Below are 26469 nucleotides of genomic sequence, written 5' to 3'. Positions count from 1 at the left end.
TCGCCACGGCTCAGTTAACATAGTGCCACTTTGCGCAACCGCGCGTTTTTATCGAGTTCCGGGGAGGCAACTTTGTCACAACTATGCCCTTGTGGCAGCGCTCAGGAGTATAGCTTATGTTGCCAGCGATATCTGTCTGGTGCTCAGCTTGCGCCGGAGCCGTCACAACTTATGCGCTCACGATACTGCGCTTTTGTGATGAAAGATGCAGATTATCTCGTCAAAACCTGGCATCCCTCCTGCCGTACCGAAACATTAAGAAACGAAATCGCCAGCGGTTTTGCCGGCACCGAATGGCTGGGGCTGACCGTTTTCGCCGAGGAAGCGGGTCGCCACCCCGGGGAAGGCTATGTCAGCTTCGTGGCACGTTTTCGCGACGATAACCATTCCGGAGCCATCATCGAGCGTTCAAGATTCTTAAATGAAAACGGCCAGTGGTATTATATTGATGGTACACGCCCGTTAATCGGCCGAAATGACCCCTGTCCTTGTGGCTCGGGTAAAAAATTTAAAAAGTGCTGCGGCTAATCAAGGCTGCCGCCGTCAGAAACAGCAAACAACACCAACAGGATTTGCCCTGCAATGCATTCATTACAACGTAAAGTACTACGCACTATTTGCCCGGATCAAAAAGGCCTTATCGCACGTATTACCAACATTTGTTACAAGCACGAGCTGAACATCGTGCAGAACAACGAATTTGTCGATCATCGCACCGGGCGCTTCTTTATGCGTACCGAACTCGAAGGTATCTTTAATGATGCCACCCTGCTTGCGGATCTCGACGGCGCCCTGCCGGAAGGCTCAGTGCGCGAGCTGACGCCTGCCGGTCGTCGTCGCGTGGTTATTCTGGTCACCAAAGAAGCACACTGCCTGGGCGACCTGCTAATGAAGGCCAACTACGGCGGTCTGGACGTTGAGATTGCGGCGGTGATTGGCAACCACGATACCCTGCGTTCGCTGGTTGAGCGCTTTGATATTCCGTTTGAACTGGTGAGCCACGAAGGTCTGACCCGCGATGCACACGATCAATTGATGGCCGATGCTATTGCTGCCCACCAGCCGGATTACGTGGTGCTGGCGAAATACATGCGCGTCCTGACGCCGGAATTTGTCGCCCGCTTCCCGAACAAGATTATCAACATCCATCACTCATTCTTGCCGGCCTTCATTGGTGCACGCCCGTACCACCAGGCCTACGAACGTGGAGTGAAGATTATCGGTGCCACCGCGCACTACGTGAACGATAACCTGGATGAAGGTCCAATCATCATGCAGGATGTTATTCACGTCGATCATACCTACACCGCCGACGATATGATGCGTGCCGGACGTGACGTTGAAAAGAACGTCCTCAGCCGTGCGCTCTACCAGGTTCTGGCGCAGCGCGTGTTTGTTTACGGCAATCGAACGATCATTCTTTAATCTTCTGCGAAATGAATTGATTAGCTTTAACGCGTTACGCATAAAAAGCGCGCAATCAACTCATTTTCACTCACGGAATGCTTTACAGCGGCGCGTCATTTGATATGATGCGCCCCGCTTCCCAAGAAGGAAGCAGGCCAGTACCAACTAGCATTACCCCGTGGTGGGGTTCCCGAGCGGCCAAAGGGAGCAGACTGTAAATCTGCCGTCATCGACTTCGAAGGTTCGAATCCTTCCCCCACCACCATCTCTAAGCATCATCTCTACAATATGAATACCCTTGGTGGGGTTCCCGAGCGGCCAAAGGGAGCAGACTGTAAATCTGCCGTCATCGACTTCGAAGGTTCGAATCCTTCCCCCACCACCATCTTCTCCTGGTAGTACCTCACTCAATAAAAACGACCTTCTTGCCCGATGCGCTACGCTTATCGTGCCTACAAAGACAAAAAATCAAAATCAGCGCATCCGGCAAAAAAAAACCCCGCAGCGCGGGGTTTATGTTTCGGTCGACAATTCGCGGCTAGCGACGTGCACGAACCACCTGGTATTTACGCGTCAGGTATTCCACCGGCACGCTCCAGATATGCACCAGGCGAGAGAACGGGAACAGAATGAAAAGCGTCATCCCGAGCACCAGGTGCAGGCGGAAGATAAACGCTACGCCGTCGAGATGCTCAGAGGCACCGCCGCGGAAGGTCACCACCGACTGTGCCCATCCCACCAGCTTCATCATCTCACTGCCATCCATATGCTGAGCCGAGAACGGAATGGTCAGCAGACCCAGCGCGCACTGCACCATCAGCAGCGACAGAATCAGGATATCCGCCGTTGTGGTGGTCGCGCGAACGCGGGGGCTGAACAGACGACGTTTCAGCAGCAGCAGGCCACCGACCAGCGTCAACACGCCGCAGGCGCCACCGGCAATCATTGCCATCTTCTGCTTCACTTCAATCGGCAGCCACGCTTCGTACATCCAGTGCGGCGTCAGCATGCCAAGGAAGTGACCGGCAAAAATACCTAAAATCCCGATATGGAACAGGTTGGACGCCAGGTTCATCCCTTTGCGATCCAGCATCTGGCTGGAAGCCGCGCGCCAGGTATACTGACCATAGTCATAGCGCAGCCAACTGCCAACCAGGAACACCGTCCCGGCGATATACGGGAAAATATCGAAGAAGAACATATTCAGGAAGTGCATTATTGCTGTCCTCCGTTAGAGATATCTAAATATTGCGGGGCAACGGCTCCGGCAAAACGACGCTTGTGAGCTGAAATTTCAGACTCGCCGCAACCCTGGTCAGCAAAGAACTTCACCTGCTCCTCTTCCCAGACCGCATCCAGCGCCTGAGGAGTATCATCGCGGGCTTCATCAGCAATCTTTTCCGCAACTTTCTCGCTGTCGACCGCCGTGTTGGCAAGTTTCAGCAGAGGTTCGAACAGCACCGCATAGCGGCTTTCACGCTGCTGTAAACGTGCGTGGAGCAGTGCCAGAATCGGCGCGATATCAACAAGACCGCCGATGGCTTCGCTTTCCGGCAGCTGGGCCAGATATTCCAGATACAGCGGCAGATGGTCCGGCAGTTCACGGCTGTCGAGTTCAAGACCGTGCTGCTCGTACTGTGCCATCAGATCCACCATCGCCTGGCCACGGTCGCGCGATTCACCATGAACGTGTTCAAACAGCAGCAGAGAAGTCGCCCGTCCGCGATCGAACAATTCGCTATAGGCAGCCTGCGCATCGAGCGGGTCCTGTGAGATAAGATCACGCAGGAAAACGCCCAACTGCTGGGCATCTCCTTTATCCAGTTTTTCAGACGACGCGAGTGCTTCGAAGAGCTCCTGCTGATGCTGCCACAGGGCAGCATCCGGGTACTCGAGCAGACGCGATACAATGACGAGTTCAATCATTGATGCGGCTCCGTTTTGCGGGTCACATCGACAGCATCGATGCGGCGGCTGTTGAACAGGTTGAACTTGGTGTCAGAGCCATGGCAACCGTCGCCAAAGCTGAAACCACAACCGTTTTTCTCCGGGAAGGCGTCAGCGGCCAGCTCGCGATGGCTGCTCGGCACCACGAAACGATCTTCATAGTTGGCGATTGCCAGGTAGCGGTACATCTCCTGCGCCTGCGCTTCGCTCAGACCCACCTCTTCCAGTGCACGGGTATCAATAACACCGTCGACGGTTTCGGCACGTTTGAAGTGACGCATCGCCAGCATACGCTTCAGCGCACGCAGTACCGGCGCGGTGTCCCCTGCGGTCAGCAGGTTTGCCAGGTACTGAACCGGGATACGCAGGCTGTCGACGTCCGGCAGAATACCGTTGCTGCCAATCTCGCCCGCATCGGCGGCCGACTGAATCGGCGACAGCGGCGGCACGTACCAGACCATCGGCAGCGTACGGTATTCCGGGTGCAGCGGCAGCGCCAGCTTCCAGTCCATCGCCATTTTGTAAACCGGCGACTGTTGGGCAGCATCAATCACGCTCTGCGGTACGCCATCTTTCAGCGCCTGCTCAATCACTTTCGGATCGTTCGGATCGAGGAACACATCAAGCTGACGCTGATACAGATCTTTCTCGTTCTCGGTGCTGGCAGCCGTTTCAATCGCATCCGCGTCGTACAGCAGCACGCCAAGGTAGCGAATACGGCCCACGCAGGTTTCGGAGCAAACGGTCGGCATCCCGGCTTCAATACGCGGGTAGCAGAACACGCATTTTTCCGACTTACCGCTCTTCCAGTTGAAGTAGATTTTCTTGTACGGGCAACCGGTGATGCACATGCGCCAGCCGCGGCACTTGTCCTGGTCGATCAGCACAATGCCGTCTTCTTCACGCTTATAGATGGCACCGCTCGGGCAGGTTGCTACACATGCCGGGTTCAGGCAGTGTTCGCACAGGCGCGGCAGATACATCATGAAGGTGTTTTCGAACTGGCCGTACATCGCCTTCTGCATGTTTTCGAAGTTTTTGTCTTTCGACAGCTTCTCAAACTCACCGCCGAGATCGTCCTCCCAGTTAGGGCCAGCGGTGATTTTATCCATGCGCTGACCGGTGATCAGCGAGCGCGGACGAGCGATCGGCTGATGTTTACTTTCCGGTGCGTTGTGCAGGTTCTGGTAATCGAAATCAAACGGCTCGTAGTAGTCTTCAATCCCCGGCAGATGCGGGTTAGCAAAGATTTTACCCAGCAGCATCGCGCGGTTACCCATGCGCGGCTGCAGCTTGCCGTTGATTTTACGGATCCAGCCGCCCTTCCATTTCTCCTGGTTTTCCCAGTCGGTCGGGAAGCCGGTACCCGGCTTGGTTTCCACGTTGTTAAACCAGGCGTATTCGGTGCCTTCGCGGCTGGTCCAGACGTTTTTACAGGTGACTGAACAGGTATGACAGCCGATGCATTTATCGAGATTCAGCACCATGCCGACTTGTGAACGAATTTTCATTTTACGCTCTCCTGTACCTGGTCATTACCTTCGCCGTCTAACCAGTCAATGTTCTTCATTTTACGAACCACAACGAACTCATCGCGGTTAGAGCCGACGGTGCCGTAGTAGTTAAAGCCGTAGGCCAGCTGCGCGTAGCCGCCGATCATATGGGTCGGTTTCGGTGTGATACGGGTAACCGAGTTATGAATCCCCCCACGCTGACCGGTAATTTCCGATCCTGGCAGGTTCACGATGCGTTCCTGCGCGTGGTACATCATGGTCATACCGGCCGGAACACGCTGGCTCACCACAGCACGTGCGGTCAGAGCACCGTTACTGTTGAACACTTCGATCCAGTCGTTATCGGCGATACCCAGATCTTTCGCATCCGCTTCACTCATCCAGACGATCGGGCCGCCGCGACCAAGGGTCAGCATCAGCAGGTTATCGCTGTAGGTGGAGTGGATACCCCATTTCTGGTGCGGCGTCAGGAAGTTCAACGCCTTCTCCGGGTTACCGTTGGAGCTCTGCCCCATCACCGCTTTCACCGAGCGGGTATCGACCGGCGGACGGTAGACCAGCAGGCTTTCACCAAAATCACGCATCCACTGGTGATCCTGATACAGCTGCTGACGGCCTGACAGGGTACGCCATGGGATCAGCTCGTGAACGTTGGTATAACCGGCGTTATAAGAGACGTGTTCATCTTCAAGGCCGGACCAGGTCGGGCTGGAGATAATCTTGCGCGGCTGCGCCTGAATATCGCGGAAGCGGATCTTCTCGTCTTCTTTATTCAGCGCCAGGTGCGTATGGTCGCGTCCGGTAAATTCACTCAGCGCCGCCCAGGCTTTTACGGCTACCTGGCCGTTGGTCTCCGGCGCCAGGGTGAGGATCATTTCTGCTGCATCAATTGCCGTATTGAGCATCGGCTGGCCTTTCGCCGGGCCGTCTGCTTTGGTGTAATTGAGCTTACGCAGCAGATCCATCTCGCTCTGGGTATTCCAGGCAATCCCTTTACCCCCGTTACCGATTTTCTCCATCAGCGGGCCGATAGAAGTAAAGCGTTCGTAGGTTGCCGGGTAATCACGCTCGACGGTCATAATGTGCGGCGCGGTTTTGCCTGGGATCAGGTCGCATTCGCCTTTTTTCCAGTCTTTAACATCCAGCGGCTGCGCCAGTTCGGCGGCGGAGTCGTGCTGGATTGGCAGCGTCACCACGTCGGTTTCTTTGCCCAGGTGACCCACGCAGACTTCAGAGAATTTCTTCGCGATGCCTTTGTAGATTTCCCAGTCGCTTTTCGATTCCCACGCCGGGTCAACGGCGGCTGATAGCGGATGAATAAACGGATGCATATCCGAAGTATTCATGTCGTCTTTTTCATACCAGGTTGCCGTCGGCAGCACGATGTCGGAGTACAGGCAGGTGCTCGACAGACGGAAGTCCAGTGTCACCACCAGATCCAGCTTGCCGTCGAGACCGTTATCACGCCATTCGACTTCTTCCGGCTTCACACCGCCCTGCTTACCGAGATCTTTACCCTGAATACCGTGCTCGGTACCCAGCAGGTACTTCAGCATGTATTCATGGCCTTTACCGGAGGAGCCCAGCAGGTTAGAACGCCAGATGAACAGGTTGCGCGGATGGTTTTTGCCATTTTCCGGTTTTTCCGCCGCGAAGCACATGGAGCCTTCTTTCAGCGACTTCACGGTGTAATCCACTGCCGACATGCCGGCTTTTTCCGCATCTGCGGCAATACGCAGCGGGTTAGTGCCCAGCTGCGGTGCAGACGGCAACCAACCCATGCGCTCTGCACGCACGTTAAAGTCAATCATGTGGCCGGTGTAGCGGGATTTATCCGCCATCGGCGACAGCAGTTCCTGCGCGGTAACCGTTTCATAACGCCACTGGCTGGAGTGGTTATAGAAGTAGGAGGTGCTGTTCATATGACGCGCCGGACGCTGCCAGTCGAGAGCAAACGCCAGCGGCTGCCAGCCGGTCTGCGGACGCAGTTTTTCCTGGCCCACGTAGTGCGCCCAGCCGCCGCCGCTTTGACCCACACAGCCACAGAAGATCAGCATATTGATAAGACCGCGATAGTTCATATCGAGGTGGTACCAGTGGTTCAGACCCGCACCGACGATAATCATCGAACGACCATGGGTCTTATCGGCGTTGTCAGCAAACTCACGGGCGGTACGGATAATCTGCGCGCGGGATACGCCGGTAATTTTCTCTGCCCACGCCGGGGTGTACGCTTTCACGTCGTCGTAGCTGGTTGCGCAGTTGTCATCACCCAGACCACGATCCAGACCGTAGTTGGCCATGGTCAGGTCGTAAACGGTGGTGACCAGCGCCGTGCTGCCATCCGCGAGCTGCAGGCGTTTCACCGGCAGTTTGTGCAGCAGGATGTTTTCCAGCTCCACTTTGTTGAAGTGTTCGGTGCCGTCGCCGCCGAAATACGGGAAACCGACTTCAGCGATTTCGTCGTGGCTGCCCACCAGGCTCAGGCTCAGCTGAACTTCATCACCGGTTGTGCCGTCACGCTGTTCAAGGTTCCATTTACCTTTATCGCCCCAGCGGAAACCGATGGAGCCGTTCGGCGCCGTCATCTCACCGTTTTCATTGATAGCAACGGTTTTCCACTCCGGATTCTTCTCCTGGCCCAGAGCATCCACCAGATCGGCGGCGCGCAGCATACGGCCTGCGGCATAGTAACCATCACGTTCTTCGAGCATGACCAGCATCGGCATGTCGGTATAACGACGCACGTAGTCGGTGAAGTACTGGCTCGGGTTATCGAGGTGGAATTCGCGCAGCATGACGTGGCCCATCGCCATCGCCATCGCGGCATCGGTCCCCTGCTTCGGTGCCAGCCACAGGTCGCAGAGCTTAGCGATTTCTGCGTAGTCCGGGGTAATGGCAACGGTTTTCGTCCCTTTATAGCGAACTTCGGTAAAGAAATGCGCATCCGGGGTACGGGTCTGCGGTACGTTGGAGCCCCAGGCGATGATATAGCTCGAGTTGTACCAGTCGGCAGATTCCGGAACATCGGTCTGCTCACCCCAGGTCTGCGGAGACGCCGGCGGCAGGTCGCAGTACCAGTCGTAGAAGCTCAGGCAGGTACCACCAATCAGCGACAGATAACGGGCGCCAGAAGCGTAAGAAACCATCGACATTGCCGGGATCGGCGAGAAGCCGGCCACGCGGTCCGGGCCGTAGGTTTTGACGGTGTAAACGTTGGAAGCGGCAATCAGTTCGTTAACTTCCTGCCAGGAAGAGCGTACAAAGCCGCCGCGACCGCGAGCCTGCTTGAAGCTTTTGGCTTTGTCGGCGTCTTCGATGATGGATGCCCAGGCATCAACCGGATCGCTGTGCTGTACTTTCGCTTCACGCCACATTTTCATCAGGCGTTTGCGCATCAGCGGGTATTTAAGGCGGTTAGCGCTGTAGAGGTACCAGGAATAGCTTGCGCCACGCGGGCAGCCGCGCGGTTCGTGGTTCGGCATATCCGGGCGAGTACGCGGATAGTCGGTCTGCTGCATTTCCCAGGTCACCAGACCATTTTTAACGAAAATTTTCCAGCTGCATGAACCCGTACAGTTGACGCCGTGGGTGGAACGCACCACTTTGTCATGCTGCCAACGCTGACGGTAGCCGTCTTCCCAGTCCCTGTTGGTATTGAGAAGCTGGCCGTGCCCATCGGCAAAGGTTTCACCCTTCTGCTTGAAGTAGCGAAACCGGTCCAGGAATTTACTCATGGGTTTCTCCTGTTGGGAGCCTGTTGGCTCTCTGATAAATCGACATTGCCTAAGTTGCAGCGAAAGTAACCTCCTGAAAGATGGAGGGAATTGATAACGATCAAGGCGCCCCGCGTTAACATTTCACCCAAAAACACCACATACCACCAAAGTATTATGAAATTCGATTTTGTAACTATCTGTTTTTTATCAATTAAATGGTGTGTTTAGTGCTCTGACGTGCTTTTTAACAATTCAGGAGGTATTAAGGGGTAGATAGCCTTTCTGCGAGGCATACTGGCGCCGTACTGACAGCCCTGGATAAAAAAATAAAAATTAGTATGTTGTAACTAAATTCAAGGTAAAAAAAGGCGCGGTCTCCCGCGCCTGATAATCAAAAGGTTACTACCTATTTTTTGTTTTTACGTCCGTAAACCACCCAGGTGATGAACACGCAGGCAATGTAGAACACGAGGAACACTTTCATCGCGCCCGCCGGAGAGCCGGTCAGATCGAGCGAGATACCGAACGCTTTCGGAATGAAGAACCCACCGATGGCACCAATCGCGGCAATAAAGCCCAGAGCCGCTGCCGTATCGGTCGCAGCTTCACGCATTGCGGTCTCTTCGCTACCCCCTTTGGCCAGTACGCGCTCCATGGTCATCTTACGGAAGATAACGGAGATCATCTGGAAGGTAGAGGCGCTACCCAGACCAGCGGTCAGGAACAGCACCATAAACACGCCGAAGAACGCAGTGAAGTTACCGCCCTGGCCATTGGTTGGCAGGGTCAGGAACAACAGCGCACAGAAGATAGCCATCACGATGAAGTTAATCAGCGTCACGCGGGTGCCGCCCAGACGGTCGGAGATTGCCCCGCCGCAGGAACGCGCCAGTGCACCAATGAACGGACCGAAGAAGGCGAAGTGCAGGATCTGTACGTCCGGGAACTGGGTTTTTGACAGCATCGCGAAACCGGCGGAGAAGCCGATGAACGAGCCGAAGGTCGCCAGATACAGCACCGCCATGATCCACAGATGCCCGCGCTTCAGCACCGGCAGCTGCTCGCTCAGCGAGGCTTTAGAGGCTGACAGGTCGTTCATGAAGAACCAGGACGCCAGGGTGCAGACGATCAGGAACGGTACCCAGATCCAGGCGGCGTTTTCCAGATACAGCGTTGAGCCATCAGGCTGCGCTGCACCGGTGCCACCAAAGACTGCGAAGATAGACAGGGATATCACCAACGGTGCCACTAACTGCATCACGCTGACGCCCATGTTACCCAGGCCGCCGTTGATACCGAGCGCGCCGCCCTGCTTCGCTTTCGGGAAGAAGAAGCTGATGTTTGCCATGCTGGATGCAAAGTTTGCCCCGGCAAAGCCGCACAGCAGAGAGATGATGATGAACACGCTAAACGGTGTAGAGGTATCCTGCACCGCAAAACCGAGCCATACACACGGGATAATCATGATCCCGGTACTAAAGGCCGTCCAGCGGCGTCCGCCGAACAGCGGTACCATAAACGCATACGGTACACGCAACAGCGCACCGGAAAGCGAAGGCAGCGCCGTCAGCATAAACAGCTGGTCGGTGGTGAAGTTGAAGCCCACTTTATTCAGGTTCACTGCCACCGCACTAAACAACATCCACACACAAAAAGCCAATAACAAACACGGCACGGAGATCCACAGGTTCCGGCTGGCGACACGATGACCGCGCTGCTGCCAGAACGCAGGATCCTCAGGCCGCCAGTCGGTAATGACCGGGCCGTTTGCTTTTTCCTCGACGGAAGAGTGACTCATAGACACCTCTGATTATTAAGATTCACGGTGTCACATTAGTTTTTATGGCTGAAGGTAAGTTGATATAAATCAAAGGAAAATGCGGCATTCTGGCGGTCAGAAATCAACCATCACCCTTAGTGAGTAGATAATTCTGCGCAAAAACGTGTGGTTTTTCACGTGAATGATAGCGCTCAGGTACTCCCTCCCCCACACGCTCCCACCACTGGCAATTAAGGAGTAATCCTTTGTAGGTATGGGTATACTCCAGGGGATACCGGACAATAGCACTACTCCGGGATTGAATCGCGGTCAGGAGCCAGATAACCCATGTTCAAACGTCTTTTTACCCCGCTAACGCTGGTGAATCAACTGGCGCTCATCGTTTTGCTGTCTACCGCTATCGGTATGGCCGGCATGGCTATCTCTTCCCGTCAGGTACTGGGTGTCCAGGGAAGTGCCCACGCGATCAACAAAGCGGGTTCACTGCGCATGCAGAGCTATCGCCTGCTGGCGGCGATCCCGCTGACCGAACACGATAACCCCCTGCTCGACGAAATGGAAACCACCGTTTTCAGCCCTGAGCTGCAGCAGGCCGCCCGCCGCGACGGGCAGGAAGCACAGCTTAAGGCGCTGCAAAAGTACTGGCAGGGCGAACTGCTACCCGGCATGAAGCGCGCGCAGAACCAGTCGACCGTGGCGGACGAGGTGGCAAGCTTCGTTGACCGCATCGATAAGCTGGTTTCGGCGTTTGACCATACCACCGAGGAGCGCATCAGTAGCGTCGTCTCCGCTATCCGCATGATGTCGGCGATAATGGCGCTCTTGTTGATATTCACCATCGTCTGGCTGCGCGCCCGCCTCTTCCGTCCGTGGCGACAACTGCTGCACATGGCGCGAGCCGTCACCCACCGCGATTTCACCCAACGGGCGCGTATTAGCGGCCGTAACGAAATGGCGACGCTCGGCATGGCGCTTAACAACATGTCGGAAGAGCTGGCGGAAAGCTACGCGGTGCTGGAGCGACGGGTACAGGAGAAAACCGCCGGGCTTGAGCAAAAAAACGAAATTCTGGCGTTTTTGTGGCAGGCCAACCGTCGCCTGCACTCCAACATTCCGCTGTGTGAGCGTATTTCACCGGTGCTCAACGGTCTGCAGGGGCTGACCCTGCTGCGCGATATTGAGGTTCGGGTTTACGACACCGAAGATGAAGAGAACCACCAGGAGTTCACCTGCCATTCTGAAATCAGTTGCGATGATAAAGGTTGTTACCTGTGTCCGCGAAATTTACCGCCGCTACCGGGCGGGGGATCTACGCTGAAATGGCGTCTCACCGACGCGCACAACCAGTACGGGATCCTGCTGGCAACCCTGCCCGCCGGGCGTCACATGAGTCATGACCAGCAGCAACTGGTGGATACACTGGTAGAACAACTGACCTCTACGCTGGCGCTCGATCGCCATCAGGAGCGCCAGCAGCAGCTTATCGTGATGGAAGAGCGTGCAACCATCGCCCGCGAACTGCATGACTCTATCGCCCAGTCTTTGTCGTGTATGAAAATGCAGGTTAGCTGTCTGCAGATGCAGGGCGAGAAGTTGCCGGATGAGAGCCGTGAACTACTGGGGCAAATCCGCAACGAGCTGAACACCTCGTGGGCGCAGCTGCGCGAGCTGCTAACCACCTTCCGCCTGCAGCTGACCGAACCCGGCCTGCGCCCGGCGCTGGAAGCCAGCTGTCGCGAATACAGCGCCCATTTCGGCTTTACCGTACAGCTGGATTACCAGCTACCGCCGCGTTACGTGCCATCGCACCAGGCGATCCACGTTCTGCAGATCACCCGCGAAGCGCTAAGTAATGCGCTGAAACACGCACAGGCAACCGAAGTTAAAGTCACCGTTACTCAGCACAATAATCAGGTAAAACTGGTGGTCTCTGACAACGGTTGCGGTGTGCCAGAGCATGCCGAACGTAGTAACCATTATGGTTTAATCATTATGCGCGACCGCGCGCAAAGTTTGCGGGGTGATTGTCAGGTACGTCGTGGCGACAATGCCGGTACTGAAGTTGTCGTCACCTTTATTCCCGAAAAATCTCTCACGATCCAACAAGGAGAAGCCCATGAGTCACCAGGAACGGGCAACCATCCTGCTCATTGACGACCATCCGATGCTGCGCACCGGGGTCAAACAACTTATCAGCATGGCGAGCGACATTCAGGTGGTCGGCGAAGCCAGCAACGGCGAGCAAGGCATTGAGCTGGCCGAGTCTCTCGATCCGGATCTGATCCTGCTCGATCTCAACATGCCGGGCATGAACGGTCTGGAAACGCTGGATAAACTGCGTGAAAAACCGCTCTCTGGCCGCGTGGTGGTCTTCAGCGTGTCCAATCACGAAGAAGATGTCGTGACCGCACTTAAACGTGGTGCCGATGGTTATCTGCTGAAAGATATGGAGCCGGAAGACCTGCTCAAAGCGCTGCAGCAGGCCGCAGCCGGTGAGATGGTGCTGAGTGAAGCGTTAACGCCGGTGCTGGCCGCCAGCCTGCGCGCCAACCGCGCCACGTCCGATCGCGACGTCAGCCAACTGACCCCACGCGAGCGCGATATCCTGAAGCTTATCGCTCAGGGCCTGCCGAACAAAATGATCGCCCGTCGCCTGGATATCACCGAAAGCACGGTGAAGGTGCACGTGAAACATATGCTGAAGAAAATGAAGCTCAAATCGCGCGTTGAAGCGGCGGTCTGGGTGCATCAGGAACGCATTTTCTAACTACTCACCCGGCTGCGATGACCACCCGGACGTCAGCTCCGGCGTGGAAAAGGTCACCAGCGGTTCGGTCAGCGACAGCGTTGTCTCATTGGAAGAGACGCGCTGACCTTTGTTATCTTCTACCACCACCGACAGATGCCAGCGGTTCACCGCGCCTTCGTGGCTATCCCACGCGGGTAGAATAATGCTCCAGCCGTCCTCGCTTCGCGGGTCTACCGGCGGCGTCAGGCTCAGCGCCTGGGTATCACCCTGCCAGTGCAGCGCACGAATACCGTGCAGGCTGCGCACCTGAAGCTTCAACTGTACCGTTTCTCCCGGCGCCAAATCCCACGGCGGCGTAGCAAGAAATACCGACAGCGTTTTCCGCTGACGATACTCCAGCACCGGCAGGTTTTGTCTGTCCGGGCTGTCATAACGGCTGCCGCGTAACGATCGCGCCGTTGCCACTTCGCTGCTTTGCAGCTGTTTTTTCAGCGGTACGCCAAAGCGGTAGTTCAGCTTCATACCTAGGTTATTCTGGCTGACCCCGCTCTCACCCTGCTTGTGCAGGGCGCTGAAGGTTACCAGCGGCACCGGGGTATAGTTCAGACCAAGCGAGACCGCCACCGGGTTGTGATAGCCGGTACCGCTGTGGAACAGATCGACGCTGTCGCCAAAGTATTGTTCCAGGCTAACGCTGGTATTGAGATATTGATAGAAAGGCAAACGCGCCTGCGCGGTGAGATCATAACCCCGCGCCATGCGCTGCTGCTGGGTATCATTGTGCGCTTCCCAGCTGGTGAACGGCTGATAATAGTTGGCGGAAAGCCGCAGATATTCGCCCCACGCCTCGGCGCCAAAGCCACCGCGCGCCAGGTTTTCATCCAGCAGGTTGTCGTAGAAGGTGTTGTACCCCAGCAGCCACTGCCCTGCCAGCCATCGTTGACCGACTCCCGCGCTGCTGACCAGCCCCTCTTTCTGCTGAGTGACGCCCAACTGACTCCAGGTGAGGTAGCGATTATTATCCTCCAGCGGTAAAAACCAGCTCCCCCGGCTCCCGGTAAACTGACCGCTATCATCCACTTTGAGATCGATGGTGGCATTACCCCACGGCGACAGCAGCGTTTCCAGCTGCTGGCTCACCTCGCCGTTCACCTTGTCACGCAGTTGCCCCAGCGCAAACGCTTTGGCCTGCTCGCCGGTATCGAGGCCATTATCCTTCATGCTGGCCTCGCCAAAGGCTTTTGCCATTTCCGCCAGGTGTTTCTCGCCATCATGGCCTGGCGGAGTAATACCAAGATCGGGTAAACCGTCCTGATGATTATCGAAGGGATTTTCTGCCTGCTGAATAAAGGAGGACTGGGCGCTGAAGGCACCTCCGGTAAAGAACCAGAGTAACGCGAAAACGGAAGTCTGACGGGATAAAAACAGCATTACACCTGCTGGCGTCGCACGCCGGTTAGTCAAAGTCAAAAAGGCTAAGTCTCTATTTTAACGTGATGAACATCAAATTTCAGCCCAAAGTAAAACTCCAGGACTAATCCAAAGCGCAGCGCCCATAGATCTCGGGTAATCCATCACCAGTCACACAATCAGCGGTTGGAACCCGCCTCCACGCGCGCTAGCATAAGCGTTCAACCAAGGAGTTCTCATGCAAAGTATTGTTCTTATCGCTAACGGTGCTGCCTATGGCAGTGAATCGCTGTTCAACAGCCTGCGTCTCGCCATCGCCATGCGCGAGCAGCAGGAGATTGAGCTGAAGGTGTTTTTGATGTCTGACGCCGTCACCGCCGGGATCCGCGGGCAAAAACCTGCTGAAGGCTACAACATTCAACAGATGCTGGAGATCCTCACCGCGCAGAATGTTCCGGTGAAACTGTGTAAAACCTGCGCCGACGGGCGTGGCGTTACCCCGCTACCGCTGATTGATGGCGTTGAAATTGGTACGCTGGTTGAACTGGCGCAGTGGACGCTGGTCGCCGATAAGGTACTAACGTTTTAGTACTAGAGTATTAGTCCGTTAAAGATTAAGCACTGCTTAAACTATTTTTTCTAATGGACGCGGTTACAGTCTTAAGTTTACCCCCTGGGTTGCCGATACGCATAGTCAGACAACCCAGCAGGTAAACCATCATGTTCAGCTCCATACGCACGCGCATTATTACCGCAGCATCGGCATGTCTCGCCATCGCCCTGCTGCTGAATACCGTTGTTAACTATCAGGTCACACGCCAGGATAATCTGCAGTCGCAGCAGGACGTATTGACCAGCACCCTTTCCAGCCACGGCCAGGCGATTGCCGACTGGATCAGCAGTAAAACCACCATGATTGCCTCTCTGGATAACGTCGTCCTGACGATGAGCGATCCCGTCCCTGAATTTTTGCAGATGGCCCGCGCCGGTGGCTTCAGCGACGTTTACGTTGGCTATGCCAATAAAACCGCGAAGTTCTCCGATGCCGCCGGTGTTCCTGCCGATTACGACCCAACGGCCCGTCCGTGGTATCAGCAGGCGGTCAGCGCCGATGGCCCGGTGGTCACCGCCCCTTACCTGGACTCCGGCACCGGGAAACTGGTGGTCACCTTCGCCATCCCGGTCAAAGAGAACGGTCAGCTGAAAGCCGTGGTCGCCGGTGACGTCACCATGGACAGCGTGATTGCTAACGTGCGCGGTATCCATCCGACGCCCGCCAGCAGCGGCCTGCTGCTCGACAGCGACGGTACAGTCATTGCCGGAAACGACCCGAATCTGACGCTAAAGTCGTTTAAAGAAGCGCTTAAAGGCGTAGAGTTCAATACCCTCGCCCGGCATCAGATTGTCAGCGGTGAGCTTAACCGCGTGGAAAAACATCTGCTTGCGGCACCCGTTAAAGGAACCCACTGGCTGCTGGTTGTCGCCCTCGACAGCGCAGAAGCCGGCGCCGGAATGAACGCCCTGCTGAAAGCCTCCGCGATTAGCCTGGTTATCCTCGTGCTGCTGAGCGGCGCGGTGGTTCACGTGGTGGTTTCCACCATGCTGAAGCGTCTGATGACCATTCGCGATGCGATGCTGGCTATCGGTAACGGCACCAACGATCTCTCACAGCGTCTGCCGGAAACCGGCCGCGATGAGGTGATGCAGATAGCGCAGGCGTTTAACGCCTTCAGCGATAAGCTGGCGAAGGTCATGCTGCAGCTGCGCGACGCGACGTCATCCGTACAGACCGCCTCTCAGGAGATTGCCGCCGGTAACCGTGACCTGTCCGGGCGCACCGAACAGGCCGCCTCCAGCCTGCGTGAAACCGCAAGCGCGGTGGAAGAGATAACCGCTTCCGTTTCGCAGTCGACTGAATCCGCCGCAGAAGCCAGCCACCAGGCAGACAGGGCCACTCAGGTGGCTTCCCGCGGCGGTGACGTGGTGAATCAGGCCATCACTACCATGCAGGATATCGAAACCGCGTCGGCAAAAATCAGCGATATCACCAGCGTCATCGACGGTATCGCCTTCCAGACCAATATTCTGGCGCTGAACGCCTCGGTAGAGGCTGCGCGAGCCGGTGAGCAGGGTCGTGGGTTTGCCGTAGTAGCCGGTGAAGTGCGTAACCTGGCGAGCCGCAGCGCCCAGGCAGCGAAAGAGATTAAAGCGCTGATTGATTCCACCACCAACAGCGTAGCCACCGGTTCACGCTACGTGCGCCTGGCGGGAGACAACATGCAGGAGATTGTGGCCAGCATCGGTTCGGTTTCCGGCATCATGCGTGAGATCAGCATCGCCAGCAGCGAACAGATGAAAGGGATCCAGGAGATTAACCACGCGGTCATTCACCTCGACCGGATGGTTCAGCAGAACGCCGAACTGGTGGTCGAATCGGCGGCCGCCGCCAGTGCCCTGCAGGGGCAAGCGGGAGACCTGGCCGCCACCGCCAGCCACTTCCGGATTTAAGGCATAAAAAAAGGCGGGATCACCCGCCTTTTTATCATCATGCAACGCCCGATAGCGTTTCACCACCGAGCAGATTGCGCACCCGAAGCACCAGCTCATCGAGGCAGTCATCTACCATCCCGAGTTTACGCAGTTCCTTCTCGAGTGAGAACAGATACTGCGCGTTGCTCCCCAGCGGGCCGCTCGCGCTGGCTATCAGCGGCGCAATGACCTGAACACTGGTGTCCGATTCGAACAGCGGGTGACGCGGATCCATGATAAACACCAGCGCGTTGACGGTTCGCCCATCATCCAGCGCCAGTTTGCACCAGCTCGGTAAATAGCAGCCGGTTATCATCTCTCGCTTCCACAGCAGCGTCAGCTCCTCTTCCAGCGTTTCATCACGCAGGCGATAAGCCACACCGGTGGTGCGTCCCCCTTCTTTCAGCGCCAGCATACGTCCCGGCTGACAGGCGGTTCCCCGTCCTGCCGTCAGGCGTAAGCAAAATGCACGGTGCCAGCCCACCAGGGAGCCGGTGCAGGATTGTGTATAATCGAGCGCCGGGTTCCACATCAGTGAACCGTAACCAAATATCCATACAGGGCCATCATCTGGACGACAGGCAAGCGTGGCAGCCAGCGAGGCAGCACGTTGTTCAGGCGACCAGAGTAGCGATTCCTCAATAGCGCCGAAAGCCGTCTTACAGTCGGCTTTCATTAAGAAATCACGCGTTAACACTTTATACCTCCGCCACTGCTTACTTCCCTGCGACCACTTGTTATCGCCTTCCCTTGCTAAACGCTTTTTTATACCCGTCATACTTCAAGCTGCATGTGCGTTAGCTTTCCTGCAACGCGAATTATTTGGGTATATCGGCGTTTTTATATTGCTGAAATATTATCCAGCTTATATTGAAGATATGCAATTGCTGACACTCTGGCAAGGCAAGAAAAGCAAAAATAAGTGTCTGTATTTTTGCTTAAAAACAGGAGGATAAATGCGACCAAGAATTTACTAACACAATGTTATATATAACAAATTTTATCTTAATGTGCACTTATGCTGCATACTCAACGTTCCACGTTGATATGGGTAAATTTGAGTAAAACAAGAATATTAATAGAAGAAAGTCTGTTATTTTATCGACTTACGTCATCTATAATTAGATTAATTGCAAAACACCTGCTTACACGGAGATGGTTCATGACCCATGCACATGAGGCGGTAAAAACCCGCCACAAGGAGACGTCGCTTATTTTCCCGGTCCTGGCGCTGGCCGTACTGCTCTTCTGGGGAAGTGCGCAGTCACTGCCGGCGATTGTTGGAATAAACCTGCTGGCGCTGGTCGGGATATTAGCCAGCGCATTTAGCGTGGTACGTCATGCCGACGTACTGGCACACCGTCTTGGCGAACCCTACGGCTCGCTGATTTTAAGTCTTTCAGTGGTGATTCTGGAAGTCAGCCTGATTTCCGCCTTAATGGCCACGGGCGATGCCGCGCCAACCCTGATGCGCGATACGCTCTATTCCATCATTATGATTGTCACCGGCGGTCTGGTCGGTTTCTCATTACTGCTCGGCGGGCGTAAATTTGCCACGCAATATATGAATCTGTTTGGGATTAAACAGTATCTTATTGCACTTTTCCCGCTGGCAATTATTGTTCTGATATTCCCGATGGCGCTGCCAGGCGGCAATTTTACCGTCGGTCAGGCGCTGCTGGTTGCACTTATTTCCGCCGCTATGTACGGCGTATTTCTGCTGATTCAGACCCGTACTCACCAGAGCCTGTTTGTCTATGAACACGAAGATGACAGCGACGACGATGACCCGCACCACGGTAAGCCGTCCGCGCACAGCAACCTGTGGCACGCGATTTGGCTGGTCGTCCATCTGATTGCGGTTATTGCCGTCACCAAGATGAACGCCAACCCGCTGGAAGCCCTGCTGACCACCATGAATGCGCCGATCGCCTTCACCGGTTTCCTGGTCGCATTGCTTATCCTTTCTCCGGAAGGCCTCGGTGCCCTGAAAGCGGTGCTCAGCAATCAGGTACAGCGCGCCATGAACCTGTTCTTTGGCTCGGTGCTGGCCACTATCTCGCTGACGGTTCCGGTGGTAACGCTGATTGCCTGGGCGACGGGGAATGATCTGCAGTTCGGTCTTGGGGCACCGGAGATGATTGTGATGGTAGCTTCGCTCGTGCTGTGCCACATATCGTTCTCAACCGGACGAACCAATGTGCTGAACGGTGCGGCGCACCTGGCGCTGTTTGTGGCCTACCTGATGACCATTTTTGCCTGATAACAGGTGTGGACATAAAAAAACGGCAACCTCAGGTTGCCGTTTTGCTTTCTTACTTGCTGGTATCCAGATCGCCGAAGCTTTTGACCAAATCGTCAACCGCTTTCATTTGCTTCAGGAACGGCTCAAGTTTGTCGAGCGGCAGCGCGGACGGGCCATCGCACATAGCGTGTTCCGGATCCGGGTGCGCTTCAATGAACAGACCAGCCAGACCTACCGCCATGCCCGCGCGCGCCAGTTCGGTGACCTGCGCACGACGGCCGCTGGAAGCTGCACCAAACGGGTCACGGCACTGCAGGGCGTGGGTCACGTCGAAAATAACCGGCGAGTTGCCAGAGACTTTCTTCATAACGCTAAAGCCCAGCATGTCGACCACCAGGTTGTCGTAGCCGAAGTTTGCACCGCGATCGCAAAGGATAACCTTCTCGTTGCCGCCCTCGCGGAATTTATCCACGATGTTCCCCATCTGACCAGGGCTTACGAACTGCGGTTTTTTCACGTTGATAACGGCGTTGGTTTTCGCCATGGCTTCCACGAGGTCAGTCTGACGCGCCAGGAACGCCGGCAGCTGAATCACATCCACCACGTCGGCAACCGGCTGAGCCTGAGAGGCTTCGTGAACGTCAGTGATGATTTTCACGCCAAAGGTCTGCTTCAGCTCCTGGAAAATCTTCATCCCTTCTTCGAGGCCCGGGCCACGGTAAGAGTGGATAGAGGAACGGTTGGCCTTATCAAAAGAGGCTTTGAACACGTACGGGATCCCCAGTTTCTGGGTCACGGTGACGTAGTGTTCGCAGATACGCATCGCGAGGTCGCGTGACTCGAGCACGTTCATGCCGCCAAACAGCACGAACGGCAGGTCATTTGCTACGTTGATATCGCCAATGCTTACCACTTTCTGTTTCATAGGGTCGCCTTATCAGGGTTTAATGCAAAGTAATTTGCTTATGTGAAATCGTATTAATCTGGGCGCGGATCATCTCGCTAATCGGATCTTCCGGGCACTGCTCGACGAAGTAGTTTAAATCCATCAGCGCCACGTGCTCGCACTCGAGCTGGGCGTAGATGAGCCCGCGATCGCGAATTTCATACGGGTCTTCCGGATTAAACTGCAGCAGCGCTTCACTGGCGCGCAGGGCCAGCTCCATCTGCCGCTCTTCCATCAGCGCGGATTTCAGCGTATCGAGCAGTTTGCGCACGATTTCCGCGTTATCCGCTTCGTCTAAATCTTCATCGTACAACTCAGCCACCGGGCTGACGTTGCCTTTTAACCAGACTTCCAGGGTGTGCTCGTTCAGCGTTTCGCCGTTAAACGGGTTGATGAGCCACATCTCCTCCGGATCGGTATCCGCGCGCAGGATGAGCTGCGTCGGGAAAATCACCGGCGAAACCGGCAGCGACAAACGCTGCGCCACCCACAGGAAAATCGCCCCCAGCGACACCGCGCTGCCCTGACGATTCTTCAATACTTTATCCAGCCACAAGGCATCGGAGAGTTTATACACGCCGCGGGAATCACTGAATCCCCATTCGCCGTAAAACAGCTCCAGCAGCCTTTCCATCTGCCGCCCCTGCGGCCAGGCAAGACTTATCTCTTCATGAGCCAGACTGACCAGTTTTTCCAGCTCGCGGTGCACCTGCTGCGACGGAAAGTCGTCGCGGATCAGTTCAGAAATGAGGATCATTCCATCGCATAAGGGCGCGTTGTTAAATTCGAAATCGGCTAATGACCTCATACCTACCCCAGTAACGGTATTTTAGTGATGGCGAGTTTAATGATGATGAACAGCACCACCAGCCCCAGCAGGAAGGCAATAAACCCGACCTGCTGGCTGCGCCGGAACCGACGGCCCAGCGCAATAAAACCCAGAACGATGTAAATGATAACGCCAAACAGCTTTTCAGTCAGCCATGCGTCCTGCCCGGTGAAAGGCAGATAGTGCGTTATCGCAATAAGCGCGGCGCCGCTGAGAAACAGCACGGTATCGACACCGTGCGGCACCACCCTCACCCAGCGCGCCGCAAGCATCGGGCTGCGCTGGTATGTCCACCAGTAGCGCAGCGCAAACAAACTCACGGATAGCCCGGCCGCAATGACATGCAGCGCCAGCACGCTGGTGAACATCGTCATGCTTTTACTCCAAGCGTAATCCGCTCGTTGCCGCCGTAATCACGGCAGGTCTCCACCTGCGTGTAGCCACAGGCGAGGAACAGCTCACGCACCTGCGCCCCTTGCTTCCAGCCGTGTTCCAGCAACATGACGCCGTCTGCCAGCAGGTGATCGCGTCCTTCACGGATAATTTGCGCCAGGTCGGCAAGCCCATGCTGCGCCGCCACCAGCGCGCTCAGCGGCTCGAAGCGAACGTCACCCTGCGCCAGATGTTCATCCTGCTCATCAATATAGGGAGGGTTACTGACAATCACCGCAAAGCGTTGGTCGGCCAGCGCGCTGAACCAGTGGCTTTGCACAACCGTCACGTTGCCAATGGCAAGGCGGGTGGCGTTACGCCGGGCCAGTTCTACCGCTTCAGGAATGACGTCCACGGCGGTCACCTGGCAATCCGGGCGTTCGCTTGCCAGCGCCAGCGCAATAGCACCGGTGCCGGTCCCCAGATCGAGGATCTGACAGGGCTCCGCGGGCAGTCGCGCCAGCGCCTGCTCGACCAGGCATTCGGTATCCGGGCGCGGGATGAGCGTTGCGGCAGAAACGGCGAGCGGCAGCGACCAGAATTCACGTTCGCCGGTCAGATGCGCCACCGGTTCACCGCGTTCCCGGCGCGCCAGCAGCACCTCAAGCGCCGCGAGTTCGTCGGCGCTGAGTTCGGTTTCGTCGAAAGCGAGAATATAGGTACGCGCCCTGCCGGTCACGTGTCCCAGCAGGATCTCAGCATCACGCCGGGGGCTTTCACTCTCACCAAGACGCGCTATCGCCTGCGTCAGCCACTGTTGAAACGTCATCATTCCTGCTCAGACAGCGCCGCCAGCTGGTCGGCCTGGTATTCCTGCACGATAGGTTCAATCAGCATATCGAGCTTGCCTTCCATGGTTTCATCCAGACGGTACAGGGTCAGGTTGATACGGTGGTCGGTCACGCGGCCCTGCGGGAAGTTATAGGTGCGGTTACGATCGCTGCGATCGCCACTGCCCAACAGGTTGCGACGTTCGGAGGCTTCGGCCTGCTGGCGTTTAGCAATTTCAGCAGCGCGAATACGTGAACCCAGCACCGACAACGCTTTAGCCTTGTTTTTATGCTGAGAACGTTCGTCCTGACACTCCACCACGATACCTGTCGGTAGGTGGGTAATACGGATAGCGGAATCGGTGGTGTTAACGTGCTGTCCCCCCGCCCCGGAGGAGCGGAAGGTATCGATGCGCAGCTCGGACGGGTTAATGTCCGGCAGTTCTGCTTCCGGCAGCTCTGGCATGACCGCAACGGTACAGGCCGACGTGTGAATACGCCCCTGCGATTCGGTGGCCGGAACGCGCTGCACGCGGTGACCGCCGGATTCAAATTTGAGTCGGCCATAAACGCCGTCGCCGCTGATTTTGGCGATCACTTCTTTATAACCGCCGTGCTCGCCTTCGCTGGCGCTCATCAGCTCTACGCGCCAGCGGCGCGCTTCAGCGTAACGGGAGTACATGCGAAACAGATCGCCGGCAAACAGCGCTGCTTCATCACCGCCGGTACCGGCACGCACTTCAAGATAAGCGTTACGCTCGTCGTCGGGATCTTTTGGCAACAGCAGAACCTGCAGCTGTTGTTCAAGCGCTTCGCTTTTCTCTTTGGCTTCGCGCAGCTCTTCCTGCGCCATTTCGCGCATTTCTGGATCGTCGAGCATCATCTGCGCGGTTTCGATATCATCCTGAATCTGACGCCAGTCAGTAAAGCAACGTGAAACATCGCTGAGCTGCGCGTATTCACGCGACAGCGCCCGGAAACGCTCCTGGTCAGCGATAGTTCCCGCATCGCCGAGCAGCGCCTGAACTTCTTCATGGCGCTCATGCAGAGCTTCCAGTTTAGCAACGATAGAAGGCTTCATAGGCGTAAATGCACCTTGTAATAATAAGAGTGAGGCGCGCTATTCCAGCCCGAGGCTGTTGCGCAGAATATGCAGGCGTTCGTCATCGCCATCGCGGGCGGCCTGCTGAAGTGATTTCGTCGGGGCGTGGATCAGACGGTTCGTCAGTTTACGCGCCAGATCCTGCATAATCTCCTGCGGATCGCCGCCCTGCTCCAGCGCGTTCAGCGCTTTTGCGGTCAGCTCTTCGCGGACAATATCAGCCTGACTACGGTACTCACGAATGGTCTCGCTGGCGCTCTGGGCGCGCAGCCAGGCCATAAATTCACTGGTTTCCTGCAAAACGATGCTCTCGGCCTGGACGGCCGCCGCTTTACGTTGAGCAAGATTGTGCGAAATGATGTTTTGCAGGTCATCAACGCTGTACAGATAGGCGTTAGCAAGCTTGCCAACTTCCGGTTCAACGTCGCGCGGAACGGCGATATCGACCAGCAGCATCGGCTGGTTACGACGGGCTTTCAGCGCCCGCTCGACCATCCCTTTACCGATAATCGGCAACGGGCTTGCCGTTGAACTGATGATGATGTCAGCCTCTTTCAGCCGTTCATCAACGTCGCTTAACGCAATCACCTCAGCGCCGACTTCATCTGCCAGCACCTGCGCACGTTCGCGGGTACGGTTGGCGATAAGCATTTTTTTGACGCTGTGCTCGCGCAGATGGCGTGCAACCAGTTCAATAGTCTCTCCGGCGCCCACCAGCAGTACGGTGACCGTCGAGAGAGATTCAAAGATTTGCCGCGCCAGCGTACAGGCAGCGAAAGCAACGGAAACGGCGCTGGCACCGATATCTGTTTCCGTTCGCACACGCTTGGCGACCGAGAACGATTTCTGGAACATGCGTTCCAGCTCGCTGGCGTGCAGATGGCCACGGCTGGAGTCGGCGAAGGCTTTCTTCACCTGCCCGAGAATTTGCGGTTCGCCCAGAACCAGCGAATCCAGCCCGCTGGCAACGCGCATCAGATGGCTGACCGCGTCGTTATCCTGGTGCCAGTAGAGGCTGTTGCGCAGATCGGTCTCGTTAAGATTGTGATAATCACACAGCCAACGGATCAGCGCTTCCTGCTGGTTTTCCTGTTCTTCAACGCTCAGGTACAGCTCGGTACGGTTACAGGTAGACAGCACGACGCCGCCCTGCACCATGGGTTGCGCCAGTAAACTCTCCAGCGCCTGGTCGAGCGTGTCCGGCGAAAACGCAACACGTTCTCGCAACGCAACCGGGGCTGTTTTATGGTTAATGCCGAGAGCTAACAGGGTCATATTAGCGGGAGTAGTACCAGCGTTGATAAGGTTAGTCTGAGCGCATCATACAGGATGCGCGAGATCAATAAAAGAGACGCTCCCCTTTTGGAGTAATAGGCTCCGTTCGCTAATTTTATGATTTAAGACCATTTGAACGTAGACGCTATCCGCCCGCAACGCTAGCATAAAGGGTTATCAACGCAACGCACGTCAAGGATTTCTCACACTATGAGCCTGCCCCGATTGATTCGTCTGCTGCCGCTGGCAGCCCTTGTCCTTACCGCCTGTTCTGTTAATGCGCCGAAAGGCCCGGGCAAGAGCCCTGACTCCCCGCAGTGGCGTCAGCACCAACAGGACGTTCGTCAGCTGAATCAGTTCCAGACGCGCGGCGCCTTTGCCTACCTTTCCGACCAGCAGAAAGTGTACGCCCGCTTCTTCTGGCAGCAGACCGGTAAAGACCATTATCGTCTGCTGCTGACTAACCCGCTTGGCAGTACCGAGCTTGAGCTCACCGCCCAGCCGGGTAGCGTGCAGGTGGTCGACAATAAAGGCCAGCGCTACGCCGCCACCGACGGTGAAGAGATGATTAGCAAGCTGACGGGTATGCCTATTCCGCTCAACAGCCTGCGTCAGTGGATTGTCGGCCTGCCGGGCGATGCAACCGACTACACCCTTGATGATCAGTACCGCCTGAGCGAGATTAACTACACGCAGAACGGCAAAACCTGGAAAGTGGTATACAGCGGTTACGACAGCAAAACCACGCCGGCGCTGCCATCTAACATGGAGCTGACCCAGGACGGACAGCGTATTAAGCTCAAAATGGATAACTGGATAGTCAAATAATGAACCAGTGGCCCTCTCCCGCGAAGCTGAACCTGTTTTTGTACATCACCGGGCAGCGTCCGGACGGTTATCACACCCTGCAGACGCTGTTTCAGTTTCTCGACTATGGCGATACGCTCACCATTGAGCCGCGTCAGGACGGCGTGCTGCGCCTGCTGACGCCGATAGCTGGCGTGCCGGACGAACAAAATCTGATTATTCGTGCCGCGCGTCTTTTGATGCAGGCGGCGGGAGAAAGATTACCCGTCGGTAGCGGCGCAGACATCAGTATCGACAAGCGCCTGCCGATGGGCGGTGGCCTTGGCGGCGGTTCGTCCAACGCCGCAACGGTACTGGTGGCGCTGAACCATCTGTGGCAGACCGGGCTTTCGGTCGATGAGCTGGCGGCGCTCGGCCTGACGCTCGGCGCCGATGTGCCGGTGTTTGTGCGCGGTCACGCGGCCTTTGCCGAAGGTGTAGGGGAAATCCTCACCCCGGTCGATGTCGAAGAAAAATGGTACCTGGTCGCCCACCCCGGAGTCAGTATTCCAACGCCGGTTATTTTTGGCGATCCGGAGCTACCGCGTAATACTCCGCGCAGGTCAATTGAAACGTTACTAAAATGTGAATTCAGCAACGATTGCGAGGTTATCGCAAGAAAACGTTTTCGCGAGGTTGATGCGGCGCTTTCCTGGCTGTTAGAATACGCACCGTCGCGCCTGACTGGCACAGGGGCCTGTGTTTTTGCTGAATTTGACACAGAATCCGCCGCACGTCAGGTGCTAGAGCAAGCCCCGGAATGGCTGCAAGGCTTTATCGCCCGTGCCAGGAACGTATCGCCGTTACTGCACGCCATCCCAGGGCAGACTGAGTTTCGGTGACAACGTCACCCTGTTCCAGACGTTGCATCGCGCTCTTTAAACACACCTCCTGGATGGAATGGTGCCTGGCCCGCACAGTTTTCGGCCCCTTTCATCCATAACTGGACGCATGCCTGAGGTTCTTCTC

Annotated in this window: 22 protein-coding genes and 2 tRNA genes; 11 read left to right on the top strand and 13 right to left on the bottom strand. The window is 56.1% G+C overall.

Annotation, left to right across the window (positions count from 1 at the left end; genetic code table 11):
- Window positions 1-72: 72 nt before the first annotated feature.
- The 4 genes from C7387_RS04845 (at window position 73) to C7387_RS04830 (ending at window position 1792) form a co-directional block, all read left to right on the top strand.
- A complete protein-coding gene (locus tag C7387_RS04845; RefSeq protein WP_038257044.1) occupies window positions 73-528 on the top strand; it encodes a YchJ family protein in 456 nt (151 codons plus the stop codon).
- A 54-nt stretch (window positions 529-582) separates the two neighbouring features.
- Window positions 583-1425, top strand: a complete 843-nt coding sequence (gene purU, locus C7387_RS04840) for a formyltetrahydrofolate deformylase (protein ID WP_006820235.1) — start codon at window positions 583-585, stop codon at window positions 1423-1425.
- Between the two features lie 162 nt (window positions 1426-1587).
- Window positions 1588-1672: transfer RNA gene (locus tag C7387_RS04835), tRNA-Tyr, on the top strand.
- A gap of 35 nt (window positions 1673-1707) precedes the next feature.
- Window positions 1708-1792: transfer RNA gene (locus tag C7387_RS04830), tRNA-Tyr, on the top strand.
- A gap of 153 nt (window positions 1793-1945) precedes the next feature.
- Here the strand turns inward: C7387_RS04830 and narI are convergent.
- The 5 genes from narI to C7387_RS04805 all read right to left on the bottom strand — a co-directional run bounded on the left by narI (window position 1946) and on the right by C7387_RS04805 (window position 10385).
- On the bottom strand, window positions 1946-2623 hold the full coding sequence (gene narI, locus C7387_RS04825; RefSeq protein WP_006820237.1) for a respiratory nitrate reductase subunit gamma: 678 nt from the start codon (window positions 2621-2623) through the stop codon (window positions 1946-1948).
- Window positions 2623-3333, bottom strand: a complete 711-nt coding sequence (gene narJ, locus C7387_RS04820; protein ID WP_120816203.1) for a nitrate reductase molybdenum cofactor assembly chaperone — start codon at window positions 3331-3333, stop codon at window positions 2623-2625. The genes narI and narJ overlap by 1 nt, the downstream gene beginning before the upstream one ends.
- The gene (gene narH, locus C7387_RS04815) at window positions 3330-4865 is read right to left on the bottom strand and encodes a nitrate reductase subunit beta (protein ID WP_006820239.1); all 1536 of its coding nucleotides are present in this window, start codon (window positions 4863-4865) and stop codon (window positions 3330-3332) included. Before narH ends, narJ begins: the two co-directional genes overlap by 4 nt.
- A complete protein-coding gene (locus C7387_RS04810) occupies window positions 4862-8605 on the bottom strand; it encodes a nitrate reductase subunit alpha (RefSeq protein ID WP_006820240.1) in 3744 nt (1247 codons plus the stop codon). Before C7387_RS04810 ends, narH begins: the two co-directional genes overlap by 4 nt.
- A 388-nt stretch (window positions 8606-8993) precedes the next feature.
- Entirely contained in the window at window positions 8994-10385 is a 1392-nt protein-coding gene (locus C7387_RS04805; protein WP_006820241.1) for a NarK family nitrate/nitrite MFS transporter, read from the bottom strand.
- A 309-nt stretch (window positions 10386-10694) separates the two neighbouring features.
- Between C7387_RS04805 and narX the strand changes: the two genes are divergently transcribed.
- Together narX and narL are read left to right on the top strand one after the other, a co-directional pair.
- Window positions 10695-12521, top strand: a complete 1827-nt coding sequence (gene narX, locus C7387_RS04800; protein WP_120816202.1) for a nitrate/nitrite two-component system sensor histidine kinase NarX — start codon at window positions 10695-10697, stop codon at window positions 12519-12521.
- Window positions 12484-13134: a two-component system response regulator NarL gene (gene narL / locus C7387_RS04795; protein ID WP_006820243.1), complete on the top strand. Its 651-nt coding sequence runs from the start codon at window positions 12484-12486 to the stop codon at window positions 13132-13134. The genes narX and narL overlap by 38 nt, the downstream gene beginning before the upstream one ends.
- Here the strand turns inward: narL and C7387_RS04790 are convergent, their stop codons facing one another.
- The gene (locus C7387_RS04790; protein ID WP_120816201.1) at window positions 13135-14547 is read right to left on the bottom strand and encodes a YchO/YchP family invasin; all 1413 of its coding nucleotides are present in this window, start codon (window positions 14545-14547) and stop codon (window positions 13135-13137) included. It lies immediately after the preceding gene.
- A gap of 217 nt (window positions 14548-14764) precedes the next feature.
- Between C7387_RS04790 and C7387_RS04785 the strand changes: the two genes are divergently transcribed.
- Complete coding sequence (locus C7387_RS04785; RefSeq protein WP_006820245.1) at window positions 14765-15115, top strand: DsrE/DsrF/TusD sulfur relay family protein; 351 nt, start codon at window positions 14765-14767, stop codon at window positions 15113-15115.
- Window positions 15116-15246: 131 nt separating this feature from the next.
- Window positions 15247-17034 carry a methyl-accepting chemotaxis protein gene (locus C7387_RS04780; RefSeq protein ID WP_120816200.1) on the top strand — a complete coding sequence of 596 codons (1788 nt, stop codon included), beginning with the start codon at window positions 15247-15249 and terminating at the stop codon, window positions 17032-17034.
- Between the two features lie 37 nt (window positions 17035-17071).
- Here C7387_RS04780 and C7387_RS04775 read toward each other — a convergent pair whose 3' ends face one another.
- Entirely contained in the window at window positions 17072-17752 is a 681-nt protein-coding gene (locus C7387_RS04775) for a gamma-glutamylcyclotransferase (RefSeq protein WP_040903615.1), read from the bottom strand.
- Window positions 17753-18217: 465 nt separating this feature from the next.
- Between C7387_RS04775 and chaA the strand changes: the two genes are divergently transcribed.
- Window positions 18218-19318, top strand: coding sequence for a sodium-potassium/proton antiporter ChaA (gene chaA / locus C7387_RS04770; protein WP_006820249.1), 1101 nt, complete (start codon window positions 18218-18220; stop codon window positions 19316-19318).
- 52 nt (window positions 19319-19370) lie between these two features.
- On the opposite strand, the gene kdsA is transcribed toward chaA, so the two are convergent.
- The 6 genes from kdsA to hemA are packed head-to-tail and all read right to left on the bottom strand — an operon-like array spanning window position 19371 to window position 24654.
- The gene (kdsA, locus tag C7387_RS04765; protein ID WP_006820250.1) at window positions 19371-20225 is read right to left on the bottom strand and encodes a 3-deoxy-8-phosphooctulonate synthase; all 855 of its coding nucleotides are present in this window, start codon (window positions 20223-20225) and stop codon (window positions 19371-19373) included.
- A 19-nt stretch (window positions 20226-20244) separates the two neighbouring features.
- Window positions 20245-21054 carry an invasion regulator SirB1 gene (gene sirB1 / locus C7387_RS04760; protein WP_006820251.1) on the bottom strand — a complete coding sequence of 270 codons (810 nt, stop codon included), beginning with the start codon at window positions 21052-21054 and terminating at the stop codon, window positions 20245-20247.
- Window positions 21055-21056: 2 nt separating this feature from the next.
- On the bottom strand, window positions 21057-21449 hold the full coding sequence (gene sirB2, locus C7387_RS04755) for an invasion regulator SirB2 (RefSeq protein ID WP_120816198.1): 393 nt from the start codon (window positions 21447-21449) through the stop codon (window positions 21057-21059).
- Window positions 21446-22276, bottom strand: coding sequence for a peptide chain release factor N(5)-glutamine methyltransferase (gene prmC / locus C7387_RS04750; protein ID WP_120816197.1), 831 nt, complete (start codon window positions 22274-22276; stop codon window positions 21446-21448). The genes sirB2 and prmC overlap by 4 nt, the downstream gene beginning before the upstream one ends.
- Entirely contained in the window at window positions 22276-23358 is a 1083-nt protein-coding gene (gene prfA / locus C7387_RS04745; protein WP_006820254.1) for a peptide chain release factor 1, read from the bottom strand. Before prfA ends, prmC begins: the two co-directional genes overlap by 1 nt.
- Window positions 23359-23397: 39 nt before the next feature.
- A complete protein-coding gene (gene hemA / locus C7387_RS04740; RefSeq protein ID WP_120816196.1) occupies window positions 23398-24654 on the bottom strand; it encodes a glutamyl-tRNA reductase in 1257 nt (418 codons plus the stop codon).
- Between the two features lie 210 nt (window positions 24655-24864).
- Here hemA and lolB point away from each other — a divergent pair, with 210 nt between their 5' ends.
- Together lolB and ispE are read left to right on the top strand one after the other, a co-directional pair.
- A complete protein-coding gene (gene lolB, locus C7387_RS04735) occupies window positions 24865-25482 on the top strand; it encodes a lipoprotein insertase outer membrane protein LolB (RefSeq protein ID WP_120816195.1) in 618 nt (205 codons plus the stop codon).
- Window positions 25482-26342 carry a 4-(cytidine 5'-diphospho)-2-C-methyl-D-erythritol kinase gene (gene ispE / locus C7387_RS04730; RefSeq protein WP_166791130.1) on the top strand — a complete coding sequence of 287 codons (861 nt, stop codon included), beginning with the start codon at window positions 25482-25484 and terminating at the stop codon, window positions 26340-26342. The genes lolB and ispE overlap by 1 nt, the downstream gene beginning before the upstream one ends.
- Window positions 26343-26469: the final 127 nt, after the last annotated feature.

Origin of the sequence: Yokenella regensburgei, assembly GCF_003634235.1 — a bacterium.
Lineage (GTDB): Bacteria > Pseudomonadota > Gammaproteobacteria > Enterobacterales > Enterobacteriaceae > Yokenella > Yokenella regensburgei.
The sequence above is the reverse complement of the archived record's forward strand: the minus strand, read 5'-3'. Positions and strand labels throughout refer to the sequence as shown.